Raw genomic sequence first — 26,112 nt, forward strand, 5'->3', positions numbered from 1 at the left:
ACGCTATGAAAAATGACAATGACACAGGTGAGGCCGTTAACTTCCAATCTCTGCTACCAATGAATGGCAGTGCGCTTGAGCAGTCAATTGAACGAGCATCGAGCTTTTTACCGAGTAAGCCTATACCGGAATATGTGGCAAAGCATTGGGATCCTAAAACGTGTCCTGAAACGTTACTACCTTGGTTGGCATGGAGCTTATCTGTTGATGAATGGGACGAACAATGGTCAACAGAAACCAAAAGGGCATTAATCCAAGAGTCTGTCACCATACATAAGCATAAAGGCACCGTTGGCTCGGTAAAAAGGGCACTTGCTTCATTAGGTCTGAAAGTGGATTTCTTTGAATGGTTTGAGGACGTGGATGATGTCTTTTTAGCACCCCATCACAGTGGCAAACCTAATACATTTACTTTTATCGCTTGGGCCAATGAAACACCTTATACCAGTCAGCAAGTAGTATTAAGTCAGGCGCTTTACGATTCCATTTATCGGGTTACAAATCATACCAAACCACAAAGAGCACATTTTAACTTTTTGGTTGGAGCAAAACTTGACTTAGGTGTGACTGTTGCAACGACATCGAGTGGGTTACAAGTTGGACGTATAAACTATGACACGGTACCGGTGAAAGCCGCCCCCACAGAAATGACTGCGGGCCTCACGGTCGTGAATAAACACCGCTATGGGCTTAAACGTCATTATGGCAAAACCCAAGCTGTGTCGGGTGAATTATCCGCCGCATTGGGCGCAGGGCTGCACTTGCATAATCAACGCCACAGTGTTGGCCGATTTTATATGAGTAGCGACCAAAAATTACCAGCAGGCTGCTATTACTTACAGTCTTCTTTAGCCGCTGCATTTCATTTTAGTAACCGACGCTTCAGCGTAGGTCGCTTTTACCTTCATTCATCTCAATAGAGAGGGAGTGCGTTTACTTAGTTAAGTGACGTTACATGAAGTAATGCAGAAAATTGGCAACAATACAGGTAATCAAACACTAAGTAACCCTACATAACACTCTATTGTTTCTTATATCAGGCTGTCTTTGATAAGAGATGATAGCAAATGCACTACAGGCTAAAGCTGGCGTCGCTTATACAAGGCTGATTGATATCAAATCAACCTAAGGAGTATGTGCAGTGAGCACAATCTTACGGCCAACAATCACAACTGCGGGTTTAGAGGCAGTTTTTAATTCTGAAAAGAATGGCTTTCAAGCCAAAATTAACAAAATAGGGCTCGGTACTGGTAATTATACGCCTCATCAAAGTCGCTCGGCATTAGGTGCAGAGGTACATCGCATTTCTGTGGCCAGTGGCGAAGATAAGGGCAATGCACAAATTCACATGAGTGTGATTGATGACACCAATCATAACTTTTGGGTCAACGAAGTTGGTTTTTATTTAGAAGACGGCACTTTGTTTGCTGTTTATTCAGATCCTGAGAAACCTATTGCTTATAAATCATCAGAAGTTGACTTGCTGCTAGCGTTTGACCTTGTACTAACGGGCGTGCCAGCAGATTCAATTACTGTGATTGATCAAGGTGTTAATTTAAATATTTTAATTGCACCGGAGCTGGCCAAGTTAGGCGCAGCACAAATTGGCAACATGTACCGTCATATCAAACAAAAATTTGAGCTGATGGACGCAGGCGTTTTGAAATAATAGGAGCAAACAATGGCATTAGAACAAGATATCGCAAACTTGGTTGAATCAACTAATCAACTCACGTCAGTAATTGACAATAAAGCAAAAACCATCGATGCAAAAATGGCACAACTTGACAGCCGCGTAGCAGCCAAAGAAGCGCAAGTTGAGCAATTTATTCAAGATGCAATGCCCGAAACACGCTATGAGCAAACTATTACGATTGGCGGCTCTAAAGATTATTTATATCCGGTTTGGTGGGCCTTTCCAGATAATAGTTTTGGCACTGGAAAGTTAACTATTCATCGTAACTATGCATGGAATGGTGGTGTAACAGAAAGGCCACTACATGCTAATCAGCCACATCAAGCTGCGTTACTTTTAGAGCTTGAAGGTAATGCAACGAGTTGGAGTGGTGATGCTAATTACATGAACATAAAGCGCTTTAGTGAGCGTTATTCGAATGTAGCAAGTCATGTAAGTTATGCAATGTACTGTAATGCTGAGAAAGTAAATCCAGATAAGCCAATATATAGTGGAAGCACTGATGGGGGCTTTGGTGCCTGGTATCGGTCGGGTTCTGGTTTGTATTTACGTGGTGGCGGCTTGACGTATCGGATCACGAAAAACTGGGCTGGGGATGTTAGTTATCATGACGGTAGCGATAATTTACGTCGAGTGCTGCGAGAAGTAGAACTTGACGCTTGGTCTGTGCGCTGGTTTGCTGAGCCATTACCTTTTAGTGAGTTGCAAGCACCCATTGCCAATACCATTCCTTATGTGAATCACCCTTATACGCCTACAGCTGCTCAATAAGTATCTGACGTTACAGTCGGTGTTAATGCAGAAAGCACAAAGTAAGAAAATGAAGGATTAATAATGATTTTAGAGAAACTCACGGTAGCAGGAAACGATATGGTCAATGTCCCTGCTGAAGAAAAAACCTTGCTTGATTTAGGTGTTGCGCAAGCGGATGTTGCAGGGCTTATTGCACAGGCAAAGCAAGCGCAATTAGAGGCTCAGTGCCAACATGCACGCAGCTTTGCTTATCAGGCGAAATCAGACGGCTTAGCGTTTGATTACCTTGCCGCTCAAGCGGAGTTTGGCGAACAAAGTGCCCAAGCAGAAGCGGCTAAAGCAACATGGCTTACGGCTCGTAAATCAATAAAGGCGCATTATCCAAAACCTTAAAGTTTAAACTTTTTAACGAGCACTAACTAGACCCACCTTTTGGTGGGTTTTTTTATGCTCATTTACTCGAGCCATACGTAGTCGTATTACATACATTGTTTACTTAACAATAAGTGAATACAGGTTGGCTCATTATTATGGAGAAAATAATATGGCATTAGAACAAGACATTGCTGATCTCATAAAATCAGCCAACCAACTCACAGACACCGTTGACGGTAAAGTCCAAGATATCACCGCGCATTTAAACCAAAAAAAGCAAGAGATTGACACCAAACTCACTGCCAAAGAGCAAGCTGTAGACGCAAAAATTGCCAGCTTTCAAAAAGCACTGCCGCTTGGGCCAAACATGTTGTCAGACACCAAACATTTTGCATACATCAACGCAGGTCAACCAGAAGGTACGGCAGTTGACGTATTACAATCACATGCCGCCCCATGGAGTTGCTTTTATTATCAAGGCACAGAAGGGGTAAGTACGGTAACTAAACTCAACACAAGCATGTTGGCACAGCATGGGCTTTCGCCAAATGATGATTTTAAGACGCGGGCTTTAGGAGACTATCGCTCAGAATCAAATACATATTATGGTACTGATTTCAAAGTGGTGGTATTTGATGTAGAAATCACGAAAGGCAGAGAAACCGATGCAAATAATGGTCTCTTATTCGTTATTAACCAAGGTTGCCCCACTTTTACTGGATGGACTCGAGGCGAATTTTTAACCCAAGCTAGCTGTTGGGTAAATGTACTTGAAGTAAGCGGTAATATGAAGTTTTATCCTTCTTCAAATCGCTCTGCATCAATTAGAGTCGACAACTCTGATCTGAACAAAGGCTGGCAGTATAAGCACGCAACGAGAGCTGGTTGGGGTGGATGCCATCAACCTATATTTTCAGGCCTTGGTAAAATGAAAGTGGCGATTGCATTGCCATATATAGGGATGGGCGACCATGGCGATAACATGATCTGGGCTGATAGCGTTGGCCACCCATATTCTCACGTTGGCCCAACCGTTGTTGAAGGAGCATAACCATGGCGCTATTAAAACAAATCTCTACACAAACTAATTTTGCGGGCGGTATTAAAGACTTAGCCCATGGCGCGCACATTGCCGAAGAAGCCGGCGTTGCCGCCGATGATTTTGAAGTGATTTTTAATACTGATGAAGTACAAACGCTACGAAGAAAAAGCTATAGCGCACAAAGCGACTATTTGTTCTTTGATTATATGGCTGCCGTCGCTGAATTTGGTGATACATCGGCACAAGCGAGTACAGCAAAAACGGCTTGGTTAGCACAACGAGAAGCGGTTAAAACACAATTTCCAAAATAACTGACTTATAAAACCACCTCGTTTTATAAGCGAACTGAAATTGATCAAACACAATCAACTTTTTATTGTATACATAGCCCGCTTTTGCGGGCTTTTTTGTATGCGTTTTTTTAAATGTATGGAGAAAATACACATGGCGTTAGAACAAGATATTGCCAAACTCATTGAGGCTTCAAATGACCTCACCACCATTGTGGATAACAAAATTCAAGACATAGATAACAAAGTGCTGTCAGCTAAAAGCACCGTTGATGGCTATATTAATCAAGTGAATAACTATATTGATTCAACCCGAGGCAAGCAGTCTCATTTTCGTTTAACTAAAAACCAAGCTTTACTACCAAACAGTGATAGTACATTCCCGCTTAATTGGAGCGGGGGATTTGTTAAAAGTGCTAAAGTTGTTGAGACTGTTGTTACAGGCTCTTTGCCAGAACAACGATCCGCTCTTGCTCGTGAGTTTCTTCAAGCGATTAACTCAGATCGACAGCATTTCGCTGGGAGCTTTAAGATATGGGAGTTTGAGTACTACCCAAATCGCCGAGGTGAAAATCAAGGGCAAGCAGCATATTTAATGTATCAGTATAGTAGACGAACCACTGTATCTACGGCTGCTGCCATAGTTAAACATATTAAAGGAGTGGTACCTAATGGTTACTGGTGTCAAGGTCTTGAGGCCAATCAACCAGCAAAATTATGTGGTCAACTGCTAAGTCATTCTGGGCGTAACAGTTACACCCATTGTCACCCATATGTAAATGGCATGGGAAAACCTGAAACAGAAACAGGCATTATTCAAGTTGCATTGCCAGCAGTGGTAACTGGAGATGTCGATTTAACCAATAAGGAATGGGGGCAGTTTGCATATTTAGGTGATGCTGACCAACCTGCGTATAATTAAGGAGAGAATATAATGGCTAAATTAAAAGTAAATAATCAGATAGTAGATCAATTTTATGACTTCGGTACACCGCCTGACGCAACCATGCAACTAGTGCATGAACAGTTCGGGGAAAGCGCAACCTATGTTGTTGAACTGACTGAACTTGAAGAAATAGCTCTATCAAAAGCAGCTAAACGGGCAGACATCACCACACAAGTGGCTGATACTGACTCATTGCTTGGTACAACCTCAGACACCACGCACTTACTCCTTAACGAACTCAGCGGCTTTATTAATAAGCTTAACAAAGCCACCACATTGGCAGAAGTGCGAGCATCAGCCACGTCATTACAATCAGCAATTGGCCACATTGAGGCAGACGTGGCTGCTGGGTCATTAACGTTCCCGTATCAAAGCAAAGGTCAGCAAAGCGTAATGGATGAAATATCAGCGCGCGCCACTGCGGTTAACCAAGTGCTTAGTAAGTAAACCTCAGCAATACCATATTGGTGATAATGGCTGCGTATCACGTTGCCCGTAAGACCACCACAAGTAGGTGTTACGGGCAAGGTGTTTGGCCATTAACAATACGATATAGCGAGTGTTTAGTTTAACGAATTCTTAGTTTTACAAATTATGAGTTTAACAAATTATGAGTTTAACGAATTTTAGCGCCATCGAACTCAACCAACTTCCCACGCCAAGCCTTGTAGAGTCTCTTAGCTTTGACGCCATAAGCAGTGCGATACTTGCAGATTACAAAACCCGTTTTCCAGATGCGCAGCTGAATTTTGCCAGCGATCCAGTAATAAAACTCATTGAGTGTTTTGCTTATCGAGAGTTATTAGTAAGAGCACGCATCAATGAAGGGGCCGAAGCGGTTTTATTGGCAAAAGCCACCCGCACTGAGCTGGACTATTTAGGGCAACGATTTGGTGTAAAAAGAGCGGTAAGAGCAGGGGTTGATCAGGTAAATAACGTCAATAGTGTCGCGAGTGATGATTCAAGCGCATTTGAAAGCGATGAACGTTTTCGTACTCGCATTAAACTGGCTTTAGAAGGGTTTAGCACCGCAGGACCCGTTGGGGCGTATGCGTTTCATAGTTACAAGGCGTCTTCACATATAAAAGATGTATTTATTGAAGCGCCAGAGTTTGTGATGCAAGCGCCACCCTCAGCCATGGCTGAGCAATTACCCAGTGGAACTATGCTGCTTAAAAACACCTATAGTGCCGACTTAACCACCCCCATGCCCGGTGATGTTGCTATTACATTATTATCTGATGAAGGGAATGGCACGCCATCAAATGCTGTTTTACAGGCGGTTGAGCAACACTTAAATCAAGATGATATTCGCCCACTCACAGATAGAGTGAATTTGCTGGAACCCCACATTTTCGACTTTGAAGTGAAAGCAAAACTGCATTTATACCCGGGTTTAAATGCCGATGAAATATGCGCCGAGTCACAGGCGGCATGTCAAACGTGGCTCAATACTCATCATAAGCTTGGCCATGATATTTCACTCTCTGGGTTATATGCTGTGTTGCATAGCGCGGGGGTGCAGCGAGTAGAATTAATTAGCCCCACAGCCGATATTGTGGTTGCACAAAATCAAGCGGCATATTGCACGCAACTAACGGTTTCTGTAGAGGCGCAGCGCAATGTCTAATAGCGATGAACGTCCAACCAAGTTAACGCTTGCTAATAGCTCATTGCTTGAGTCGTCATTGCTTGAAGCCAGCGCACGCCTTGAAGACATACCTGTTCAGTTAAAGCATCTTTGGGACCCAAATAATTGCCCAGCACACTTTTTATCTTGGCTTGCCCATGGTTTAAGTGTTGACGCATGGGACAGTGCGTGGCCTGAGCATATTCAGCGTCAAGTGATTGCAGCCAGCGTACCAAATCACCGTATTAAAGGAACGGTCGGGGCGCTAAAGCAATCCCTCAATGCACTCGATGCAGACTTAGAACTACAAGAGTGGTGGCAAATCGGTGGCCCACCACACAGCGCCCGCGTATTGGCTTTGGCTAAAAACAACTTAGATGAACAGGGCGCAAGCTTTATCACTCCTAAGTTGCAAGCACAGCTGTGGCAGGCAATTGCTGCCAACAAGCCTTGCAGAACGCAAATTGACTTTCAGATTGGCAATATTCAGCAAAATAACGTGTATTTGGCGGCCGCAGGGCAAAGCACCACGGTAAAAACCAATCACCTCGCGCAACGTGTTGATGGCGAGTTTGATACCAGTTATGTCACGTTACAAAGCGTGATCAGCACTTATGAAATTGGCACCGGGCGGTTAGCGCAAAACGCCGATGACCAATTCGATTTAAGTCATATCACAGTACAAGGTGTAGCCAGTAACTATGAAATAGGCACCGGGCAGTTACAGCAAAATGCCGATGACCAGTTCGATTTAAGTCATATCACAGTACAAAGTGCAGCCAGCAATTATGCAATAGGCATGGCGCAGTTGCAGCAACATGCTGATGGAGAGTTTGCGCTTTGCCAAACTTATGTTGCTAACACCACACACACCACCACATTTCAAACTTCATACATGGAAATTCTATGAATACTTATCAACCTATAATTACGCAAGCTGGCTTAAATAAAGCGGTTAATGCGAAGGAAAAGGGGTTGAGTGTACACCTCAGCCATATCGCGATTGGCGATAGGGGGTATACGCCAAACAAAAATGACACAGCCCTGAAAAATGAAAAAGACCGAGTAGAGACGGGTGACGCTACCGACTACAAAAATGGTCAGTTTCGCGTGTCGGGTAAATTCACCAGCGACACCGACTATGCAGTACGAGAGGTCGGCTTTTTTTTATCAGACGGAACCTTATTTGCCCTTTGGTCACATCCTGAAAATGTGCTTTTTTACCTCACCCCCATGGCAACGGTTGTGCAGGGGTTTGACTTATTACTCAGTGCCGCGCCACACGACGCCATTACCGTCACCCACAATGGCGACTTAAAAATGTATTACGACGACGTGTTTATGCAAATGACCCAAGTACAAACTGAAATGCTGACTGCACAAACGCAAACTAACACCAATATCGTCAATCTTTATCAACAATTAGCCGAAAAAGGACTTTTATAATGAGCACCATCGAGTCACAAATTCAAAAACTCAATGACACAAATGCAGAGTTAGCCCGAGTAAATAACGAGCTAACGAATACAGTGCGCACTCATACGAGTGCAATTAACAATGAAGTAGCAGCGGCAAAAAATACCATGGCAGCAGCCACAGCCAGCGCGATCAGCGAAGTAAAGGCCGATGCCAACGCAGTGAATGCTGAAATTAAAGCGCGCATGGACGACGCGGTAGTCCCTTGGCTGCCAGCTATGACCAAAGTACAGTTTGATGCATTACGCGCTGATCGAAAGCAAAAATATGCGGGGAGCGGGTTTGTTGAGTGGGGTAAACATTCATCTGTTTATGAAATTAATGCCAATATAAATGAAGGAATGTTTTGTGCGAGTTATAACGGGGAGTCATCTAGATATAGTAAGCTGACAATTGGTTCAAAGCTTGGCTCTTCTGGTCAATCTTCGACTGAATTTGCTAGCGTCTTGGTCGATGGAGTAACGTTGAGGCTGAGCGACTCGAGAGTTGATGTATACGGAATCCATTGTACTTTCCCTGAGGCACCAGATGGCACCAAAACCTACGACTCCGCCACAGGCACAGTCACTCAACACACCAACGCCGAGGTGGCATTCGCCTCTGAAACGGCCACCAATAAAGTCATTACCTCACGCAAAGACCTGGTGTTTTTAGAGTCATGGCATGAAAAAATAACGGATAAAGATATTGTTTACCCGCTGGGCAACGTGCAATACGGTGCAACTAGTTACGAAGGTATAGCACTATCCAATAATTTGGTCGCACAAAGCTATTCGGCGTTTGGTGAGTGGGACGAAAACACCAAGGGGTATGGTGCAAAATGGTCGTCATTAACCGACGCACAAAAAGCGCTATTTTTAAGTGAGCCTGGACATAATATTTACTATGATGCTAAAGCTAAAATATACGTTCAGGTGCGTTATCGTATGCGCGTTGTTGAGGGGATGAGTGATGACTGGAATGAATTACGTCCATCAGTTCATGAAATAACAACGGAGTGGGCGATTGCGAATAGACGCAGAATCACCTTTGTACAGGGCTCTGATTTATCAATTTCCAGTACAGTGTTTTTAATGAAAGACCATGCACAAACAGCATTAACGAAGGCTGATAATGGGATAGCGGAGGGGGAAGCACAAACGTTAGGACGCACAAGCTTTGGAGGCACTAAACCTCTGGCATTGCCAATCGCCCTCGTCCAACGCATGAACCAGGGGGCCTTCCACCCAACTTATAACCCTATGGGAACGGGAAAACTCATTAATACCGCTGAAAATGGTTGGGTGCATTGGTACGCAAGTAATGCAGCAAGCGTTTCATCAAAAAGCGCTTGTTTTATCGATTATCGAGATGGAGGTGTAGGAGACAAAAACCGTAAAGTAGGTGCGATTAGGGGCGGTGATGGATATAGTGGCCGCTTAGAACAATATAAGTTTCATGACGCCATCTACGCGGGCCAAGTAGAAGACTTACGTTTAAACGCTAACAAGCTTGATGTAAATAAATTACGTGAAGACACCATGCGCAAAGCCGTTGCAGGAACTTTACGCGGAAAAGAGCCAACTCTATTTACGCATTTCAAGGAGTTAAAGTCAGGTTACTATCGAGCTAGTAATGAATGGAATGCATCATTTTATGATTCACCTCAAGATGGTAATACAATTGATTTCTTTAGCAATGGTTTTCGTGCTTCTACACCTGTTATGGTATGGCAACCAGCAACGGGTATAACACTTTATGGCACTGTCTCTAATTCAAATGCACATTTGAAATTAACCGATCAATTTAGTAATTTAGGAGGAGAGAAGCATACTAACCCATTGAGTAAAGTTGGGCTGACCCATAGCGACATTTGTTATTTTGCTGAATTAAAAAAAATGGGCTCTGAATTCGATTCACTCCCTTGGGTAGATATTATTGGTCACCCAGAACGTATTGCGACCACTTTTCCAAATGGTGTAATTGGTCAGTGGTTACCAAAGCTACCAGATAATTCATCCGGTTACCCATTAAATAGAAAAATGACCAATACAGCTCTAAATGCAAGTTATAGCAGAGATTTAGGTGCTACATGGACAAATGCAAATGTTGGACATAATGCTTTGCTAAATACCAGTTCAGGCAGTTGGAACCCAGAAGTTGTTGCTTTATTGAGCTACGAGAGCCAAGCCAGTTTTACGGCGTTGGCAAATAACTTGAACATTGCGGATAACAGTGCCGGTGATGTATTTGTTTCTCTGAGTGCGAGTACAAATCAAGGGAATAGATTGCATCCAAGCTTAACCAATAAAATTGGTAAGTCAGGTGTATCAGACCCAACTTTTAAATCGTACTCTGTAGCATCTAGCCAAGTGATGAATGATAAGCTGGTATATGAGCCTAAACATCAATTAATGGATGTGGCAAAGCCAGCAAACAACTCACCTGCTGTGAAAGCACTCTCAACCATTACCGAAAAAAATGGTTTGTATTACCTACAGCTACACGGCGCTGAGTTAAAACACCATACACCAACGTTTAATGATGTAAATCCAAGTTCAAACACTACCTACACTGAAGGGAACTTTTATTGCCTAACAAATTATGGTGCTAAAGGCTATTACGTGTGTGGAGTAACGATGACATTTGCGTTCTATACCGATAAAAAATTTATTCAAATGGAGAACGGAGACATAGTCCATGGGCCGACAAACCAAGTTGTATTGCGTAAATTAAATACCGCAGATGGCGGCAGTTGGGGCGACGACCAAACTATCCCCATCGTTAACGGTGAAGATGTAAAAACTGACCTCAATGGCAATGTCGTTAAAGTTTTCTGCCACCACAGCCAAATCCCACTAGGCATTGTCCATAACGACTAAGGAAAGACTATGACTCAAGAAAAAATAAATGAACAAGCAGGCAATCAATCAAGAGCTCAGTCAAGTGCTCAATCAAGCACTGAACTTGAAGCGCTGGTAGCTGGCACACCAGAGAATACGGCGACAGATCATACTTCAGAAGTTGCAATAGCAGAAACGTCCCATGAAGTGACAGTCCATGAAATAACGTATCAAGATGTGCAAACTAAAATGGCATTGCGTCATCCGCGAGCGCAAATTGATGCGCTATTGCAACAAGCTATTGCGCAAGAGCAAGCCAATTATGACGCTGTACACGCACAGTGGCTGGTGGAGGTGGCGCAAACACAAGCATTGATTGATACGGCTGTGGCACATAATGCAACTAACCCGGATGAACCACTGGTCGTGCCTGAGCTGCCAAATGAGCCGGTGATTGATTTAGCACTGCGCCGAGCATGTTATAAAAGCGAACATGTGGCCGTGGATTTAGCACTGGCCACCGAAGCAGAGCCCGCCAAAGTAGTGTTTGATGATGATGCATTGATTACCTATCACCACCCAGCAACCGAGGCGCACAGTGCTGAACACATTGAACAAGTCAAACGGGAACGCTTTAAAGCGCAGCGCGCCATTGATGTTGCGGCCATTACAGTCGAGGTTGAAGGGCTGGTATTTGATGGCGATGAAACAGCGCAAACTCGGATGGCTCGTGCTGCAGTTGTCATGGATGACACTGAAAGCGTTTCTTGGGTATTGGCTGACAATAGCCAAACCAGTGTGAATAAAGCGCAACTGGTTGCTGCATGTAAAGCCGCTGGCCTTGAACAAACTCGGTTTTGGATGAATGATCTGTAATACTCAAGATTAGTTAACCTCAGGTTAATTAACCTCAGGCTTTGATAAGGGTTTTGGAATAGAAAGTGTTTTGAAAACACACTTACGTACAACCCAATGATGATATTTTGTTCAATATCAAGGCGCTTTTATGCAGTAATAGCGGGCTATTACAAATGAAAGCAACGCCGAGAGTGAGAAAAATAGCCTTATTGGGCAAATTCGCTTATCCAGAGCTGAGGTTAATTACAATCACTCTAGTCACTTATATTGAGTAAACGCTTTATAGGTGGCTAAGATCGCTTTAATCTTTTTTGTTTTTAAGTACGTGCGCATATCGAACCATTTTTATGGTTATTTATTGTGAACATTTAATATTATTTAAGGTTGCCGTTACTATTATTGATGTTAGGTCAATATTGACCGTTTCCATTCCCATATTCTTGCTATTATTCCCTTATATTTGAAATACCTGTCAATTATTAACTCTTCACATTCAGTGCATTCATATGGTCATTTTTTGCTTGTAGGGTCATTACTTTTAATGGCATTTATCAGCACTTTTTTATTTAACCTCAGGTTATTTATTTTCAAACCCTTATTAAGAAAAGTTTATGTCAACATCTCAACTTCTGGATTTATCTAAGTTACCTGCGCCCGCTGTGCTTGAACAGCTTGATGCGGAGCAATTACTCAGTACGTTGAAAAACATGCTGATCACCAATAACCCTGAACTGGCCAGTACGTTAGCGTTAGAGTCAGATCCATTAACGCAATTATTAAATGCGTATGCCTATCAAAGTTCCTTATTACGTGCACGGGTCAATGATGCCGCTAAATCGACTTTGTTAGCCAGTGGAATGGGTTCTGATTTAGATCATATTGCCACGCGTTATAGCGTGACTCGCTTGGCAGGGGAGAGCGATGAGCGATTACGTCAGCGTATTTTAAAAGCCTTTCACAGTCTCAATACGGCCGGTACCCAAGAAAGTTATGAGTACCATACGCTCAGCGCAGATGCACGAGTCAAAGACGTGTTCGTAACCAGTCCCAGTCCGTCACATATTGTGATCACTATTTTAAGTAATGAGACCCCAAAAGGGTTGCCTTCAAACGATTTAATGAACAAGTTAGAAACCACGTTTGGCTTAAAAGCGGGAGATCAAAACTCAGTGTCGGATGTGCTCAGTGCTCAAAAGATTCGACCAATTGGTGACCGAGTACAATTATTAAGTGCCAAAATGCGCACATTTAACTTACAGGCAAAAATTAAACTAGAACTGGGCCCAGGCCACGCACAAGTTGAGCAACAAGTGCGCAATAAGGTGGCTGGATATTTAAGTGAACGCGCCGGGTTAGGTAAACATATTAAACGTTCTGCACTGTTTGCTGTGCTGCACCAAGCAGGCGTTGAGGAGGTTGAACTGCTGAGCCCTATTGATAATATTTTGGTGCACAATGATGAAGTAGCGTTGTGCGACAACGCGCTAACGGGGCTTGAATTTGAGGTGCTTATATGAGCACTGAAATAAACCATATAGACAATGGTGAGTTAACCTCCTTAACATGCGCCCATACTCAAGAGGGGGAATTTAAATCGCTTCTCCATGGTAGTGTGCTACAAGCCCAATTACAAAAGCTCATCGATACAGAGTTTAAAGCCCTTGCCAAAGGAGCGAATACGGTGTCAAGTCTGTGGTTACCCGACACCTGCCCACTAGAACACCTACCTTGGCTAGCATGGAGCCAAGGTGTAAAAGAGTGGGATGAAAGCTGGCCTGAAGCTATTAAACGTCAGGTGGTTGCCGATAGCTATCTGCAGCATCAGTATTTAGGGACGCGCTATGCCATCACTAACGCACTGGCGCACTTTGATATGGGGGCACAAATAAGTGAGTGGTTTGAGCACCACCCCATGTCCGAACCAGGTACTTTTCGGGTTGATGTGTATGTGTCGCACCGTGGCATAGACTTACCGCTTATTAAAGAAACCCGCAAGCTCATTGACCGCGCTAAGCGTAAATCGGTTGACTATAACTTGCATATGAACTTGCAAGCTAAACCCGTGGTTGAACTTAACAGCATTCATTGTAGCTCCTCAATGACCACCATTTATCCTTATACTCATTAAAGAATACACCTTATGTCAAATTCTCAATATTGGACCATACTCACGCGCGCTGGCCGTGAGAAAGTACTGGCGGCCATTGCCAATAAGCACACTGTAAAAATCAGTGAATTTGCGGTTGGGGACGGCCAGATAAGCCATACCTCTAACGACCTGTCTAATCTCAAGTACCGCAGTCATACTAGTTCTTTAAAGCAATTAACCAACAATAATGCGCTTATAGAAGTGGTTGGCGTTGTACCTGCCACAGAAGGCGGTTTTTATGTTCGTGAAGCGGCTTTTTATACCGATGATGGTGAGGCATTCGCCATCATTAATTACCCTGAAACGTATAAACCGGCAGCAGCAGATAACGCCGCCGCAGAGCTCGGCATAAAAGCAGTGATTGATGTTGTTAATGCCCAAGTGGTGAGCGAAAAAATCGATCCGTCTGTGATTTATGCCACTAAAGAGTGGGTGAGTGACCAAGTTGATCAGAGTGAACTCAGTGTTTTATCGCACGTCGGAAAAAATTGGACCTTTGATAATGGTACCAGTACCACGGTGAATATTAATGCGGATAGTACGGGTATGGCAACACTCAATGTGTGTTCGCTGGATGGGGTGGAAAATGAGCAGACAACAGGCCGTGTTTATGTGGGGCAATCACTGCGTCATGGTGGTGGTATTGAATACAATGGTGACAATAACCCCGTAACAACGGGGGCAGGTGCTGATCATATTAGTTTTTTTAGAAGCGATGGTAGTGGGTTGCACTGGACAGCAAGAAACTATGTTCACAGCAACGACTGGGAATTTCGCGGCTCAGTTACATCCCCTAGCTTTATTGAAGGTACCATCAGCTTAAAAGACAAATATCTAGGCAAATCAGCCAAAGCATTTGACTCCGCTAAACTTGAAGGAAAAACCAAAGCACAGGTAATTAGCGAAGCGCGAACGGGGTTGATGGCAGTGGACGTAAGCGCTGTGCCAGCTAACTATTTACAAACAGAAACCACACTTAATGCGAATGAAGTTGATTTACAAGGTGTTACTTTCAAACATCTAACCAGTGGAGCAGAAAATAAGCCATCAGGCGCGGATCATGCACTACAAACGTTATCGTATAGTGCTGATTGGTCAACGCAGATGGCGAGTGATTGGCGCACGAATCGTTGGTATGTGAGAACGCAAAATAGTGGGAGCTGGGGGTCGTGGGCTGAGTTATATACGAACAATAATAAGCCAACGCCCGCAGATATCAGCGACAAAATGGCGCGTTTTGAAAGCTCTGTAATTGATACCAGCGGTCCGCATGATTTAACCATTCGAGGCAAACGTGCGCTGGTTGGCTTTGATGACAAGCTGGTCATAAACTATGGTAAAGATTGGGGCGAGGCTGAAGCTCATGGAAACTGGTTGTTTTCTGGTAATTTAGCAATACAAGATGGTAATACTCAATTAGAGAAAGGGGACGGTAATTCACTCAAGATAAAAACCAATCATGGATTTGCAGATATTGGACCGCAAAGCCTACATCATTTTCACTTTTACACTGATAGGCCAAATTACTTTTTTAACAAATCATTACTTGTGCGCGGCGAAATGTACGCTGGGCCCAATTATAACCAGCGCGTATACCACGAAGGTTATAAACCGACCGCCCGCGATGTGGGTCTTGATAAAGTACACAATGTGGATGCGTTAACCTATTTACCATTGCATTCTGCAAGAGACTTTACCCTAGGGACGCTCATAACCACCTCAATAGATTACAGCGTTAACGAAGGTGACAGCTGGATGTTAGAGATTACGGGGAACGGGTATGTAGGTGGTCTGCCCATTGATTTAAAAGCGCAGGGGTACATATACAATCAGACCATAGTAAATACCACTGCAGTCGCGACTGGGTTTAAGCTGTCGGGGTTGATTGCTATCAATGTCGATGGGCGTTTGTGTTTTTGGTTCCCAAGACAAGCCTATTGGCAAGGCTTTGATGTGCGATGTATCTCAACACAATTCGCTGGGCGTAGGCACAATACGCTGCTTTCGATTACAGATAGTGCGAAGCCAAGTGGTACAAAAGAAGCTTCTATACCAATTGCCTATGTGTACGACTCAACGCAAAAACCCACGCCCGCAGAGATCAGCGATAAGTTAGGCGTTTTTGACAGCTCGCATATAGCGGCAACGGGTCAAGATTTAACAATTCGAGATAAACGCGCATTAGTGGGCCATGAAACCGAACTTGCCATTAATCATGCATCCGACTGGCCCGTAGTCAGAGGCTATGGTACGTGGTCAATTGAGGGAGACTTGGAAGTCAAAGGCGACTTGAAAATGTCGGGCTCAGACAGCTACATATGGACGCCGAACACTGAAAACGGCTACACAGGTATTTATGATGCGTTCAATAATAAAGTGGCACTCAAATACACCAACGGCCAAGGCTTTGACTATGGCGCTGACATTACCATTACCAAAAACAACCCATGGTTAACGCTCGATAGCGCAGGCTTTGGCAGTGATACTAATGAACAAGCGGCGGGCATTTCATTGGGTGAAAGCGGGCGGACAAGTTCGGCATCGTTACACCTAAGCTACACAGGCACAGGGTACAGCTATATTGGTATGGGTAATTTAGGCCCAGACAACATAGCCGATAACTGGGCTATGAAAATGCAGTACCAAAACACATGGGTGCAGTTTCGCAGTCAATTGTGGATTGGTGATGAAAATACACGAATAGAAAAAGGAGGTGGTAATTCACTCAAGATAAAAACCAATCACGGCTATGTTGATATTGGCCCACAAAACTCTGGACATTGTCATTACTCAACAGATAGAACTAGTCATTGGTTTAATAAAAACTTGCATGTAGAAGGGGAAATTTACGCAGGATCAAGCTATGACAAACGCGTATATCATGAGGGGCATAAGCCCACAGCCAGCGATGTAGGCGCATTTCAGCGTCACTACGGCCGAACACCCACAGTAGTTAAAGACAACTTTACAACAATCGCAAAAATTGAGGGGTACGGACTTTCTTCAAGCATTGCTTTGCAATTAAAAGGCACATCAGGCAGTACTGTTGTTAACGTCAATGCATCTATATTAGTGAATCATCATCAAGATATCGTCATTGACTCACTGTGCGGCGGATACACCGCAATTCAGTTGAAAGTGCTCAGCAACGGCAACGAAAAATACTTAATACAAGTCAAGTTACTCAGCGGTAATCCCCTGTATTTACATTGCGATATTTTATCGTACACCAACGATGGTGTGAGCATTGGCAGCTACGACACCACGGATTACACCATTGAGCATACGCACACGGTTAAATTATTTGGCCGTAATTTAAGCGCTAGCGGCGAAACGGGCATACAAATAAATGGTCACGATGTGGCGCATGCGGGCAATATTGCTGAGCAATCAGAGCGCCGCAGCGTTATATCAAGCGGCACACTGTCTGCGCACAGCAAAAACCATTTAACCACCACCGCCACGTTTACATTGCCAGATGTGAGTAATTTAGCAGAGGGCACCACGGTCGTTGCATCAAAAGCTATGGCGGCAAAACCCACAATTAAAACCCACGGTTCACAAAGTGGAAGTACAGAGCATATCGCCATGATGCGCGGCACCACCATGCTCACCGATACCAGCGTGTTATTTGATAGGCATTGCACGCTGACATTTATATTAAATTCAGCAAAAAATTGGGAGATGCAATAGTGAGTACAAGTGTTAGTGAGCTAGTAAATGATAGAAGGTGGATTCCAGCGGGATTTTCTCAATCAGCTGAATTCGAACACCGTAGTGTAGGAGCGACATCATATGTTACGATTGCAGAAATAAACACCCCTGTAAAATTGTTTTTTTTGGTAAACCATGGAGAATCAGGAAATTCGTCGCATCAATGGGTGAGATTGACAATAGATGGCGTTAGCTCCGAGCATAGAGCGGGTACGCAAAAAATAGTGATATCAGAAGATGGTGGTTATCAAACACTCAGTCCATTAATAGCCGAAAAGTCGCTAAAAATAGAAGTGAAGTCAGACGCCGGGTCAAACGGGATCGTGAGGTATGACTACTACTTTTTAGAGCAAGCATTATGATGAATCAAATGAATGATATTTTAAAACATGGCGTTGTTGTAGGGTCGGCGTTGAAGCGAGTAGAGTTTGAATATCCGTCGATTGTTTTAACCAAAACCACAATCACCAGCCCCAACGCCAAACTTATCGGCAACATTTGGTGGCTACCCAAAGACGAGCCGTTCACCATAACCGCGAACGCCACTGGCTTGCCAGATGGTGGCTTAATGGTGATGGTTGAGCGGGTGATAAATGCCACGCAACCTGTTGATGACATACGCTTTGTGGCGAACATCAAAGACGGCATTGTGACAATGCAAGGCAAGTTTGAGCAATCAGGCAATTACATCATCACCGCAAAGCGTTTAAACGCAGGGCTTGAGCGTATAGAAGCCCCGTTTAGATTGGCATTTGATACGTTAGAGTTTGATGCGTACATATCAGCGTAGTAATGAGTAGATAACACGGCTTATTTGATTTTTATCATTGGCGTTTAAATACGCTTATATTAGGGGCTGTAGATCTTTCAGGTTCATTTTTGCAGTAGTTTGATTGGATTTTATACAAAGCAGAGGCTGCGTAGCATGGTTCTTCCATGTGAGTCAGCCGATAACACAGTAGAAAAGCCAACCAAGCGCTGCCTACCAGTTCTTTTGAGCACCGCTTTCTCTTTGTTGTTTTATATTCGCTTAGATTACTAGGCCACATATTCAGCGCCGCGATAAAAGCATGCTCAAAGAGAACAAAAATAGAACAGCAAAGATCAACAGCCCCTAGTGTTTTACAAGGGGGTGGCATGACCACACATATTGATTTACAAACCCTGCCTGAACCAAACATCATTGAACCACTTTCTTATCAAGACATTTTAACCGAGCGTAAGCAACGTTTTATTGAATATGCACCGGCATACTCTGATGCCCTTGAACTTGAAAGTGATCCAATTAATGTGTGGTTACAGGTAGAAAGTTACCGTGAGGCGCTGCTACGCCAGCGCATAAACGACGCTGCTGCGTCGAACTTATTGGCCAAAGCAAGCCATGCGGATTTACAACATTTAGGGGCGTTTTATGGTGTATTGCGTCTTAACGAGGAGCCAGATGATGACTATCGATTGCGTATACGCGATAACACCATAGCATCAAGTACCGCAGGCAGTGACGTGCACTACCGTAAACATGCACTCAACGCTGCACCAACGGCCATTCTTGATGTGTCGGTTCAGAGCCTAAAAGATGGCTTAGTCACAATTACGGTGTTGGTTAAAAAAGAGCACGATGTTGATGAAGTGGTTGCCAAAGCAGCGAGTGCGGTGACCGCCAGTGATGTAAAAATGCTCACGGATACCGTAGACGTGAATAAAGCTGAGCTGATATACATTGATGTGGTGGCGGATGTTTATTTGCAAGAAAACACCTCTGAACGGGTATTTAATGAACTGAAAGCGTCACTTGCCAGTGCGTGGGAAGAAGAAGCGCGTTTGGGGTGGGATTTAACCCCCAGCTGGTTAAGCGCACAACTGCACAAAAAAGGCGTGCGAGATGTGGTGTTGCGCCAACCTGAAAAATTACAAAGTATTGATAAAACCCAGTGTGCTGTGATGGGTACTGTCACATTAAAACTCTGTCAGTGAGGGGCCTATGCAAGTTACGAATGTTACGCATGTGAAGCAAACATCGCCGCCAGCTAATGAGAGTGAGCTACAACCGCAAGCATTGCTACCCCCGAATCACAGCCAATTACAACAACAAGCGTTATTAAGTCAGCAGCATGCGCCTTATAATGATGCTATTTCACAATTAACCAATTTAAAAGCTCAGCCAAATGATGCGTTGCTGATGTGGTTGGTGTGGGAATATGGCCTTGAAGCGATTTTGCCATATAGTAGAAATTTACGGCAAACCTTAAAAGATGGCCTTGCGTGGCAACGCATTCGGGGCACACCGAAAAGTTTAGAATTGGCGCTCAGCTGGCTTAACTTACCGGCTGTGCACATTGAAAATACCGCACTAGGGCGACATCATTACACCTATCAGCTTGATTTAGGTGAGTTGCCTAAAGGGCGTACCAGCAATGTGACTAAATTGGCACAATTATCAGCGCCAGTCAGTGCCAAGCTCACCCGGCTATACCATGGTTATGATATTCGTAATCAAACCTTATCAGGTGAGCGAGCCCTCTTTGGTCATATTCTATCAGACTATTCAGGTGTGCCTGTTTTTGAGCATGGTAAAATGCTCTGCAAAGCCAGTTTTGGTAATCGCAGTAGCCAACAGATAGGCAGCTCGGTACAGCAGCTACATTTTGGCCATCATCGCACCCGCATTAAAACCAGTGAACAGCTCGATATTGTACAGCCATGGCGTTATTACCTAAGCGGTAATGTCCCATCGCGTTTACCAAATCAGCTGCTTCGTCACCGCACCACCAGCCAGCAAAAAATACTGGCTCAACGTGGCTGGGGTGGCACATGGCAAGGCGGTTGGGTGGGCGATTTACATGGCACAGTAAATGGCAGCCAAGGCCAATTATGTAAAGCGGTGATTGCGCATAGCCAAATACGCACCGTACAACCCCTTTACTTTGCCGGTGCTAATACGGGCCGCATGAACTTTGGGACGCTGAATATGACGTCAAAAGTACCAAATTCCTAGTACTCATACCTAAAGTACTCATATCTATCGTTCTTTTATTTATAGTACTGTTATCTCCAGTACTTTTATTTTTAGTATTTAATGCACTGAAATGCAGATAAGTTTGGGTTGAAGAGCATACCGAAACCTGAGCACCATCAATCAATTCGTGTTTTGTGACCAGCACAAAACACGCTTTCCATTTTGATACCAATTGCATAAAGTAGTGGCGTTAATGGGTTAGTTGGCCCGCTAGCATAATCACTATTTTGATCAGGTTGGTATAACACTCCCTTGCGGATAAGCATGACCTTCAAAGGACCTTCCCATGACAATCGAAAACGGATTAACCCAGTTACAAGTTGATGTCGCAGAGCTGACAGACGAAAGTGTGAAATTAGCCAACAGTGTAACAAGCAGTTTAGCCACAATAGATGCCGTAAAAGGCGATATTCAAAACACCCATGATCTTGTTGATAGTAATTACCAAGCCATGAATGACTGGCAAACAAAACACGGCACCGTGACGTTTAAAAACCTACAAGGCCAAAATAAACAGGTAAATACGCTATCCAAACTGATTTTAGACAGTGAAAAAATCAACCCCAACCCTCATGTGATGAGCAAAGCCCAATTTGACGCGTTGCGAGAGCTGCGTAAACAGCAATATGCAGGCAGTGGTTTTGTAGAGTGGGGGAGGCACAGAGATGGAGGGTTAGAGGTTGCCATTAACCAAGGTATGTATGACGCTCAGACTACACCGAATACAATAAAGCTTGGGCGTCGAGACAGTGACGGGTTAGGCGTATCAAAAGCTGCGTTTCCATTAGCGGTTGTGGGTGGCGTTCAACATGTTATAGAGGGTGTAAACGAACCTGATTCCATATCCAATAATATACCTTTTCCACCAGCGCCGGACGGCACCAAAACCTATAATTCAGCCACGGGTGTTGTAACTGAGCATGCAAGCGCTGCACAGGCTTTTGAAGGACTAGTAGAGAACGGTGACTTTAGGGGAGATATTAGTCGCTGGGCTAATGGTAACTCTGCCACTCAATCTGTAAACAATGGTGTTAATACAGTCACCAACACAACATCAGGTGCGGGTTATATACAGCAAACGTTTGATACTCCTGCATCTGTTAGAGTTGAGATAGTATTGAGTAATGTGACAGATAACCCGGATTTTTATTATAGAATGACAGGCGGTGGAGGCTCAGCAGGGATCCCACTAACGAGTGGAGTGAATGTATTTGAATTAAACGACGTTGATACTGAAACGACGCCATACTTCAGGATCAGACCAAGTGCTGTAACTTCAAGTACAGCATCTATAAATGTGCACTCAGTATCGATAAGACCAATAACAGAGTCGGTTATTACTTCACGTAAAGATTTGGTGTTATTAGAAACGTGGCATGAAAAAATTGCCGATAAAGATATTGTATTTCCTCTCGGGAATGTTCAATTTGAAGGGGTGATTTCAGAAGCAGGAGGTGTTCCTGTATGGCCTATAGACATTACGTTTGGTATACCTAAATCTTACAGCGCTTTTGGTGACTGGGATAGTAAGACTGAAGGAAGAGGCGCTAGGTGGTCAACGATAAGTGAAAGTGAGCGTAAACACTTTATAGACAACCCTGATAATAATATATACTTCGACTCAAAAGTCGGTGAGCTGATCCAAGTGCGTTACCGTATTAGGGTAATAGAAGGGCTGGGAGAAGATTGGGATTATCCTGTACGATTTGCGAGAAATAGCTCGAAAACAGGTTTAACGGATGAGTTATCTTTTAGAAATAATGTTTTCAGTGTTAAACCGAAAGGGATGAGGGAAAACATAGTTCAAGATTTAGATAAAGATTACCCAACTGATTCAGGCGGTTTAGTTGGTTTCTATACTACTGCTGAATATAGAAATAATCATGTCGTAGGTGATGCCGGGTTGTATGCTACAGCAACATATCATTCAGCACCTTACTCTGTAGCAGGTACTTCACCTTATGTTTTACCAATAGCGTTAGTGCAACGTATGAACCAAGGTGCCTATCATCCTAGTTATAACCCGATGGGTACGAAACCGATTACTAACGATTATGGAGATCAGAGAACTTCGGCTTTATGGTATAATGTTTTTGGTACAAATAAAGATCATGTAATAAGCACGTCAGCAATGTTTGATCCTCGTGTATTTCTAAGTAATAGTGGTCATATAGGGCATCCTTACGGGTTTGAAGGTCGTTCAGACCAATACAAATATTACGATGCTATCTACGCAGGGCAGGTTGAAGATTTACGTCTCAATGCCAACAAGCTTGATGTGAAGCAGTTACGTGAAGATGCCATTCGTAAAGCTGTTGCAGGTGAAATGCGAGGTAAGGGAAGTGTTCCATTTACTATTGTATTCCCTGTAACATCAAGCTCCTCATTTAGCTCTGGTTCGGGATTGCTAAGGTTTGAGACTATTGGCAGCCTAAAGGGGTTAATCCCTTATACCGCAGGAAATACAGCTTGGAGTAGTGGGTTAACTACAACATCTACCACCTTGTCAGGATACTTCATTGACAACACTTCTGGTACTATTAGCGGTTGTAGTACTGTAGTTTTATCAGAGACTACAGGGTCAGAAAACTATGCTTACGATAATGGACATAGTGATTTCCCTGATTTCCCAGCAGGCAGTACGGGTTGGCTGGTAATGTTTATAGGTAAGGATTTTACAAATGAGGAGAGAAGCTATGTTGGATTTCCTCAGCCTGAATTCGATTCACTCCCTTGGGTAGATATTATCGGAGACCCTGAAAGAATCGCAGCTACATTCCCTGATGGGGTTATCGGGCAGTGGGTTCCTGATTTAACCGTTGGGACAAAGCAATGGCAACTTAATCGTAAGCAAGTTTTAAGGCACCGCAGGACTAGAACAACAGACAATGGATCCACTTGGGTAGATTTTTCTTGGGATCTTGGTTCTAATGATCCAAAAAATACAATTTATCACTTTAACAGTGAGGATGCCGTTACTTTAGTCACCTACGAATCCCCCTCAAATTTCACTGAACCTTCAAGCAACTATGCCATAGTTGGCAATGTTGGCGATGTATATGCTAGCCAAGCACATCAAGTACAGTACGGAAATAGGCTACATCCATCCCTAGTTGGTAAAATTGGTAAGCGCAGTGGTGGTGCTTATTTACAAGAATTTGTATCTGTAACTAAGTATTCTAAATACGCTCCTGATGGTGATTTAGGGTGGACTTCTGTTATTGGAGATGAACCGCTACATGCACCATTAAGTTTAGACACGCCAAACGATAATTCACCCGCAGTTAAAGCACTTTCAACCGTCACTGAAAAAGATGGGCTGCTGTATCTACAGTTACATGGTGCTGAATTGAAATTTAAACCTCGCACAATCGCTGATATGACTGTAATTAATGCTGGTTCTCCTACAGGAGCTATTACAAAAGGTCATGTTTACTTGTTTCAGGGATTTGATAATGCACTAGTAAACAGGCCGATGGTAGCATTAGTTGATCACGCAGGAACCACTTGGAACCCCAGCTCTTACAATGGTTATACCTTAAATGATTTAGGTGAAGTTATGACTAATACCGGCACTAAGTTCACTTTAATTCGCTCATTTGATAGCCATTGGGGCGACGACCAAGTCATTCCTATCGTTAATGGTGAAAATGTTAAAATCGACCTGAACGGCAATACGGTGAAGGTGTTTTGTCACCATACTCAAATACCATTGGGTATTGCCAGCAACTAAGCAAGTTAGCTTGATTGGAGTCAGGCAGTTGTATTAAATAATACCACTGGCATGGCTCACTTACATGAAAAGCAAAGCCAGCGGTATTACGCTTTGAGTGATTGCAGGTCATTTATTGTTAGCTTATACGAGGTTATTTATTGGGCGGCACAGTGGGCCTGTTTTTCCAAGTGTTTGAGAGTTAACGTGTATTACTGCCACCTCTCACATGTGAGATGTAAAATGGTGAGGGCAAAGTTGTCCGTTATTCTTTTTAAGAAGGGGGTATAGTAGCGATATTGTGAGCACAGTTTCAGCACTGAGGTGTATTTAAGTGAATACAAAAACGTGCGTTCATTGTGATCTTGCAACATCGCTATTTAACCTCAGGTTTGGATAAGGGTTTTGGAATAGAAAATGTTTTGAAAACAAACTTACGTACATTCCAATGATGATATTTTGTTCAATATCAAGGCGCTTTTATGCAGTAATAGCGGGCTATTACTGCATAAAAGCAACACCGATAGTGAGGAAAATAGCTTTATTGGGCAAATTCGCTTATCCAGAGCTGAGGTTACTTACTATCATTTTATTGTGTATTTTATATCAACTAAGCTGCAACAGGCGCTAAGTGCGCTATCGTGAGTTTGGTAGAACCGAGAGTGTTTGGCACGATAAAATACATTTCATCCCCTTTTTTATGGAGAAAGCCATGACTACATCGACAACGTATTCGGCGGTAGTTTGGACTAAACAAGGGCTCGCTAAACTGATGTCGGCGTCACAGCAAGGATTGAGTTTAACAATCACGCATGTGTCGGCGGGCAGCGAAGCGTATACGCCCAGTGATACCCAAACGCAATTACGTCAACAACAACAAATCGTGCCTATTGGAGGCGCAGAAAAGCTCGATAACAACCACCTACGGTTTAGCGCCTTATTTGACGGCGAGAAAACGTATGATGTAAAAGAAATCGGCATTTGGTCAGAAGGGACCTTAGCAGCCGTGTACAGTATTGCTAATCAGCAACTCAATCATAAAGCAGCGAATGCAGCTTGGGTAGAAATGTTTACCCTCGATGTGTCGACGCTGCCATCAAATAACATCAGTTTTGAAATGGGTGTGAATAACGCCAATATTTTTATGGCAAAAGAACTCGCCAGTTTGACTCACGCACAGTTATTGCAAGGTAAAAACCTCATACAGCAAGCACATAGCAATATGCTACTAGAAGAGCGCTTGCGCAAAGCGGGTTTATAGGGCTTATCATAGGGCGAATAATGGAGCTTATCGCTAAGTAGCGAATTAAGCACGGTGTCATTTGCATCATGTCGGTAAATCAGCATTAACATTTAATACCGAACATCTAAAATCAAACATCTAATATTTAGCAACTGATTCTTAGCACCTAATACCTAGTATTGACTACCGACACAATAACACGGTAATGGCATCGATTTATGTGCCGCGCAGCAATGAACCGCGCAGCAAGTAAGTCGCATAATAAACAGCGCACAATGCCATTTGCGAGAGACAAACCCCTTAGCATAATAGGTAGCCTTTAGGCTATTCAGACTAAGTGGGGGCCTGTTGTGAAGAACCCTTTAAATGGTTTGTACATAACAGGTTTTG

22 protein-coding genes are annotated in these 26,112 nt (G+C 43.5%); all 22 read left to right on the forward strand.

The features are described 5' to 3' along the window. The first annotated feature begins 5 nt into the window (after positions 1-5). A complete protein-coding gene (locus tag PAUR_RS06745) occupies positions 6-920 on the forward strand; it encodes a phage tail protein I (protein WP_192507025.1) in 915 nt (304 codons plus the stop codon). A gap of 221 nt (positions 921-1,141) precedes the next feature. Further along, the gene (locus tag PAUR_RS06750) at positions 1,142-1,669 is read left to right on the forward strand and encodes a phage tail-collar fiber domain-containing protein (protein ID WP_192507026.1); all 528 of its coding nucleotides are present in this window, start codon (positions 1,142-1,144) and stop codon (positions 1,667-1,669) included. Between the two features lie 12 nt (positions 1,670-1,681). Continuing rightward, positions 1,682-2,467: a phage tail protein gene (locus PAUR_RS06755; RefSeq protein WP_192507027.1), complete on the forward strand. Its 786-nt coding sequence runs from the start codon at positions 1,682-1,684 to the stop codon at positions 2,465-2,467. A gap of 63 nt (positions 2,468-2,530) precedes the next feature. Next, positions 2,531-2,842, forward strand: a complete 312-nt coding sequence (locus PAUR_RS06760; protein ID WP_192507028.1) for a hypothetical protein — start codon at positions 2,531-2,533, stop codon at positions 2,840-2,842. Between the two features lie 151 nt (positions 2,843-2,993). Beyond that, complete coding sequence (locus PAUR_RS06765; protein ID WP_192507029.1) at positions 2,994-3,875, forward strand: hypothetical protein; 882 nt, start codon at positions 2,994-2,996, stop codon at positions 3,873-3,875. Positions 3,876-3,877: 2 nt separating this feature from the next. Beyond that, on the forward strand, positions 3,878-4,177 hold the full coding sequence (locus tag PAUR_RS06770) for a hypothetical protein (protein WP_192507030.1): 300 nt from the start codon (positions 3,878-3,880) through the stop codon (positions 4,175-4,177). Between the two features lie 133 nt (positions 4,178-4,310). Continuing rightward, the gene (locus PAUR_RS06775) at positions 4,311-5,078 is read left to right on the forward strand and encodes a hypothetical protein (RefSeq protein WP_192507031.1); all 768 of its coding nucleotides are present in this window, start codon (positions 4,311-4,313) and stop codon (positions 5,076-5,078) included. A 12-nt stretch (positions 5,079-5,090) separates the two neighbouring features. After that, positions 5,091-5,549, forward strand: coding sequence for a hypothetical protein (locus PAUR_RS06780; protein ID WP_192507032.1), 459 nt, complete (start codon positions 5,091-5,093; stop codon positions 5,547-5,549). 163 nt (positions 5,550-5,712) lie between these two features. Beyond that, entirely contained in the window at positions 5,713-6,732 is a 1,020-nt protein-coding gene (locus PAUR_RS06785) for a baseplate assembly protein (RefSeq protein WP_192507033.1), read from the forward strand. Then, complete coding sequence (locus PAUR_RS06790) at positions 6,725-7,642, forward strand: phage tail protein I (RefSeq protein WP_192507034.1); 918 nt, start codon at positions 6,725-6,727, stop codon at positions 7,640-7,642. The genes PAUR_RS06785 and PAUR_RS06790 overlap by 8 nt, the downstream gene beginning before the upstream one ends. Beyond that, entirely contained in the window at positions 7,639-8,178 is a 540-nt protein-coding gene (locus PAUR_RS06795) for a phage tail-collar fiber domain-containing protein (protein ID WP_192507035.1), read from the forward strand. Before PAUR_RS06790 ends, PAUR_RS06795 begins: the two co-directional genes overlap by 4 nt. Beyond that, on the forward strand, positions 8,178-11,069 hold the full coding sequence (locus PAUR_RS06800) for a hypothetical protein (protein ID WP_192507036.1): 2,892 nt from the start codon (positions 8,178-8,180) through the stop codon (positions 11,067-11,069). The genes PAUR_RS06795 and PAUR_RS06800 overlap by 1 nt, the downstream gene beginning before the upstream one ends. 9 nt (positions 11,070-11,078) lie before the next feature. Continuing rightward, positions 11,079-11,906 carry a DUF4376 domain-containing protein gene (locus PAUR_RS06805; RefSeq protein ID WP_192507037.1) on the forward strand — a complete coding sequence of 276 codons (828 nt, stop codon included), beginning with the start codon at positions 11,079-11,081 and terminating at the stop codon, positions 11,904-11,906. 593 nt (positions 11,907-12,499) lie between these two features. Then, positions 12,500-13,405: a baseplate assembly protein gene (locus tag PAUR_RS06810; protein WP_192507038.1), complete on the forward strand. Its 906-nt coding sequence runs from the start codon at positions 12,500-12,502 to the stop codon at positions 13,403-13,405. Further along, positions 13,402-14,016, forward strand: coding sequence for a phage tail protein I (locus tag PAUR_RS06815; RefSeq protein WP_192507039.1), 615 nt, complete (start codon positions 13,402-13,404; stop codon positions 14,014-14,016). Before PAUR_RS06810 ends, PAUR_RS06815 begins: the two co-directional genes overlap by 4 nt. A gap of 12 nt (positions 14,017-14,028) precedes the next feature. Continuing rightward, positions 14,029-17,730, forward strand: a complete 3,702-nt coding sequence (locus PAUR_RS06820) for a phage tail-collar fiber domain-containing protein (RefSeq protein WP_192507040.1) — start codon at positions 14,029-14,031, stop codon at positions 17,728-17,730. Next, entirely contained in the window at positions 17,730-18,113 is a 384-nt protein-coding gene (locus tag PAUR_RS06825; RefSeq protein ID WP_192507041.1) for a hypothetical protein, read from the forward strand. Before PAUR_RS06820 ends, PAUR_RS06825 begins: the two co-directional genes overlap by 1 nt. Next, positions 18,110-18,541, forward strand: a complete 432-nt coding sequence (locus PAUR_RS06830) for a hypothetical protein (RefSeq protein WP_192507042.1) — start codon at positions 18,110-18,112, stop codon at positions 18,539-18,541. The genes PAUR_RS06825 and PAUR_RS06830 overlap by 4 nt, the downstream gene beginning before the upstream one ends. Positions 18,542-18,888: 347 nt before the next feature. Then, positions 18,889-19,725, forward strand: coding sequence for a baseplate assembly protein (locus PAUR_RS06835; RefSeq protein ID WP_192507043.1), 837 nt, complete (start codon positions 18,889-18,891; stop codon positions 19,723-19,725). A gap of 7 nt (positions 19,726-19,732) precedes the next feature. Further along, positions 19,733-20,746 (forward strand): phage tail protein, encoded by a 1,014-nt coding sequence (locus tag PAUR_RS06840; RefSeq protein ID WP_192507044.1) that lies wholly within the window; start codon positions 19,733-19,735, stop codon positions 20,744-20,746. Positions 20,747-21,053: 307 nt separating this feature from the next. Then, positions 21,054-24,500, forward strand: a complete 3,447-nt coding sequence (locus PAUR_RS06845) for a hypothetical protein (RefSeq protein WP_192507045.1) — start codon at positions 21,054-21,056, stop codon at positions 24,498-24,500. A gap of 691 nt (positions 24,501-25,191) precedes the next feature. Next, positions 25,192-25,740, forward strand: a complete 549-nt coding sequence (locus PAUR_RS06850) for a phage tail-collar fiber domain-containing protein (RefSeq protein ID WP_192507046.1) — start codon at positions 25,192-25,194, stop codon at positions 25,738-25,740. The last annotated feature ends 372 nt before the right edge of the window (positions 25,741-26,112 follow it).

The sequence above is a fragment of the Pseudoalteromonas aurantia 208 genome (genome assembly GCF_014858725.1).
Taxonomy (GTDB): domain Bacteria; phylum Pseudomonadota; class Gammaproteobacteria; order Enterobacterales; family Alteromonadaceae; genus Pseudoalteromonas; species Pseudoalteromonas aurantia.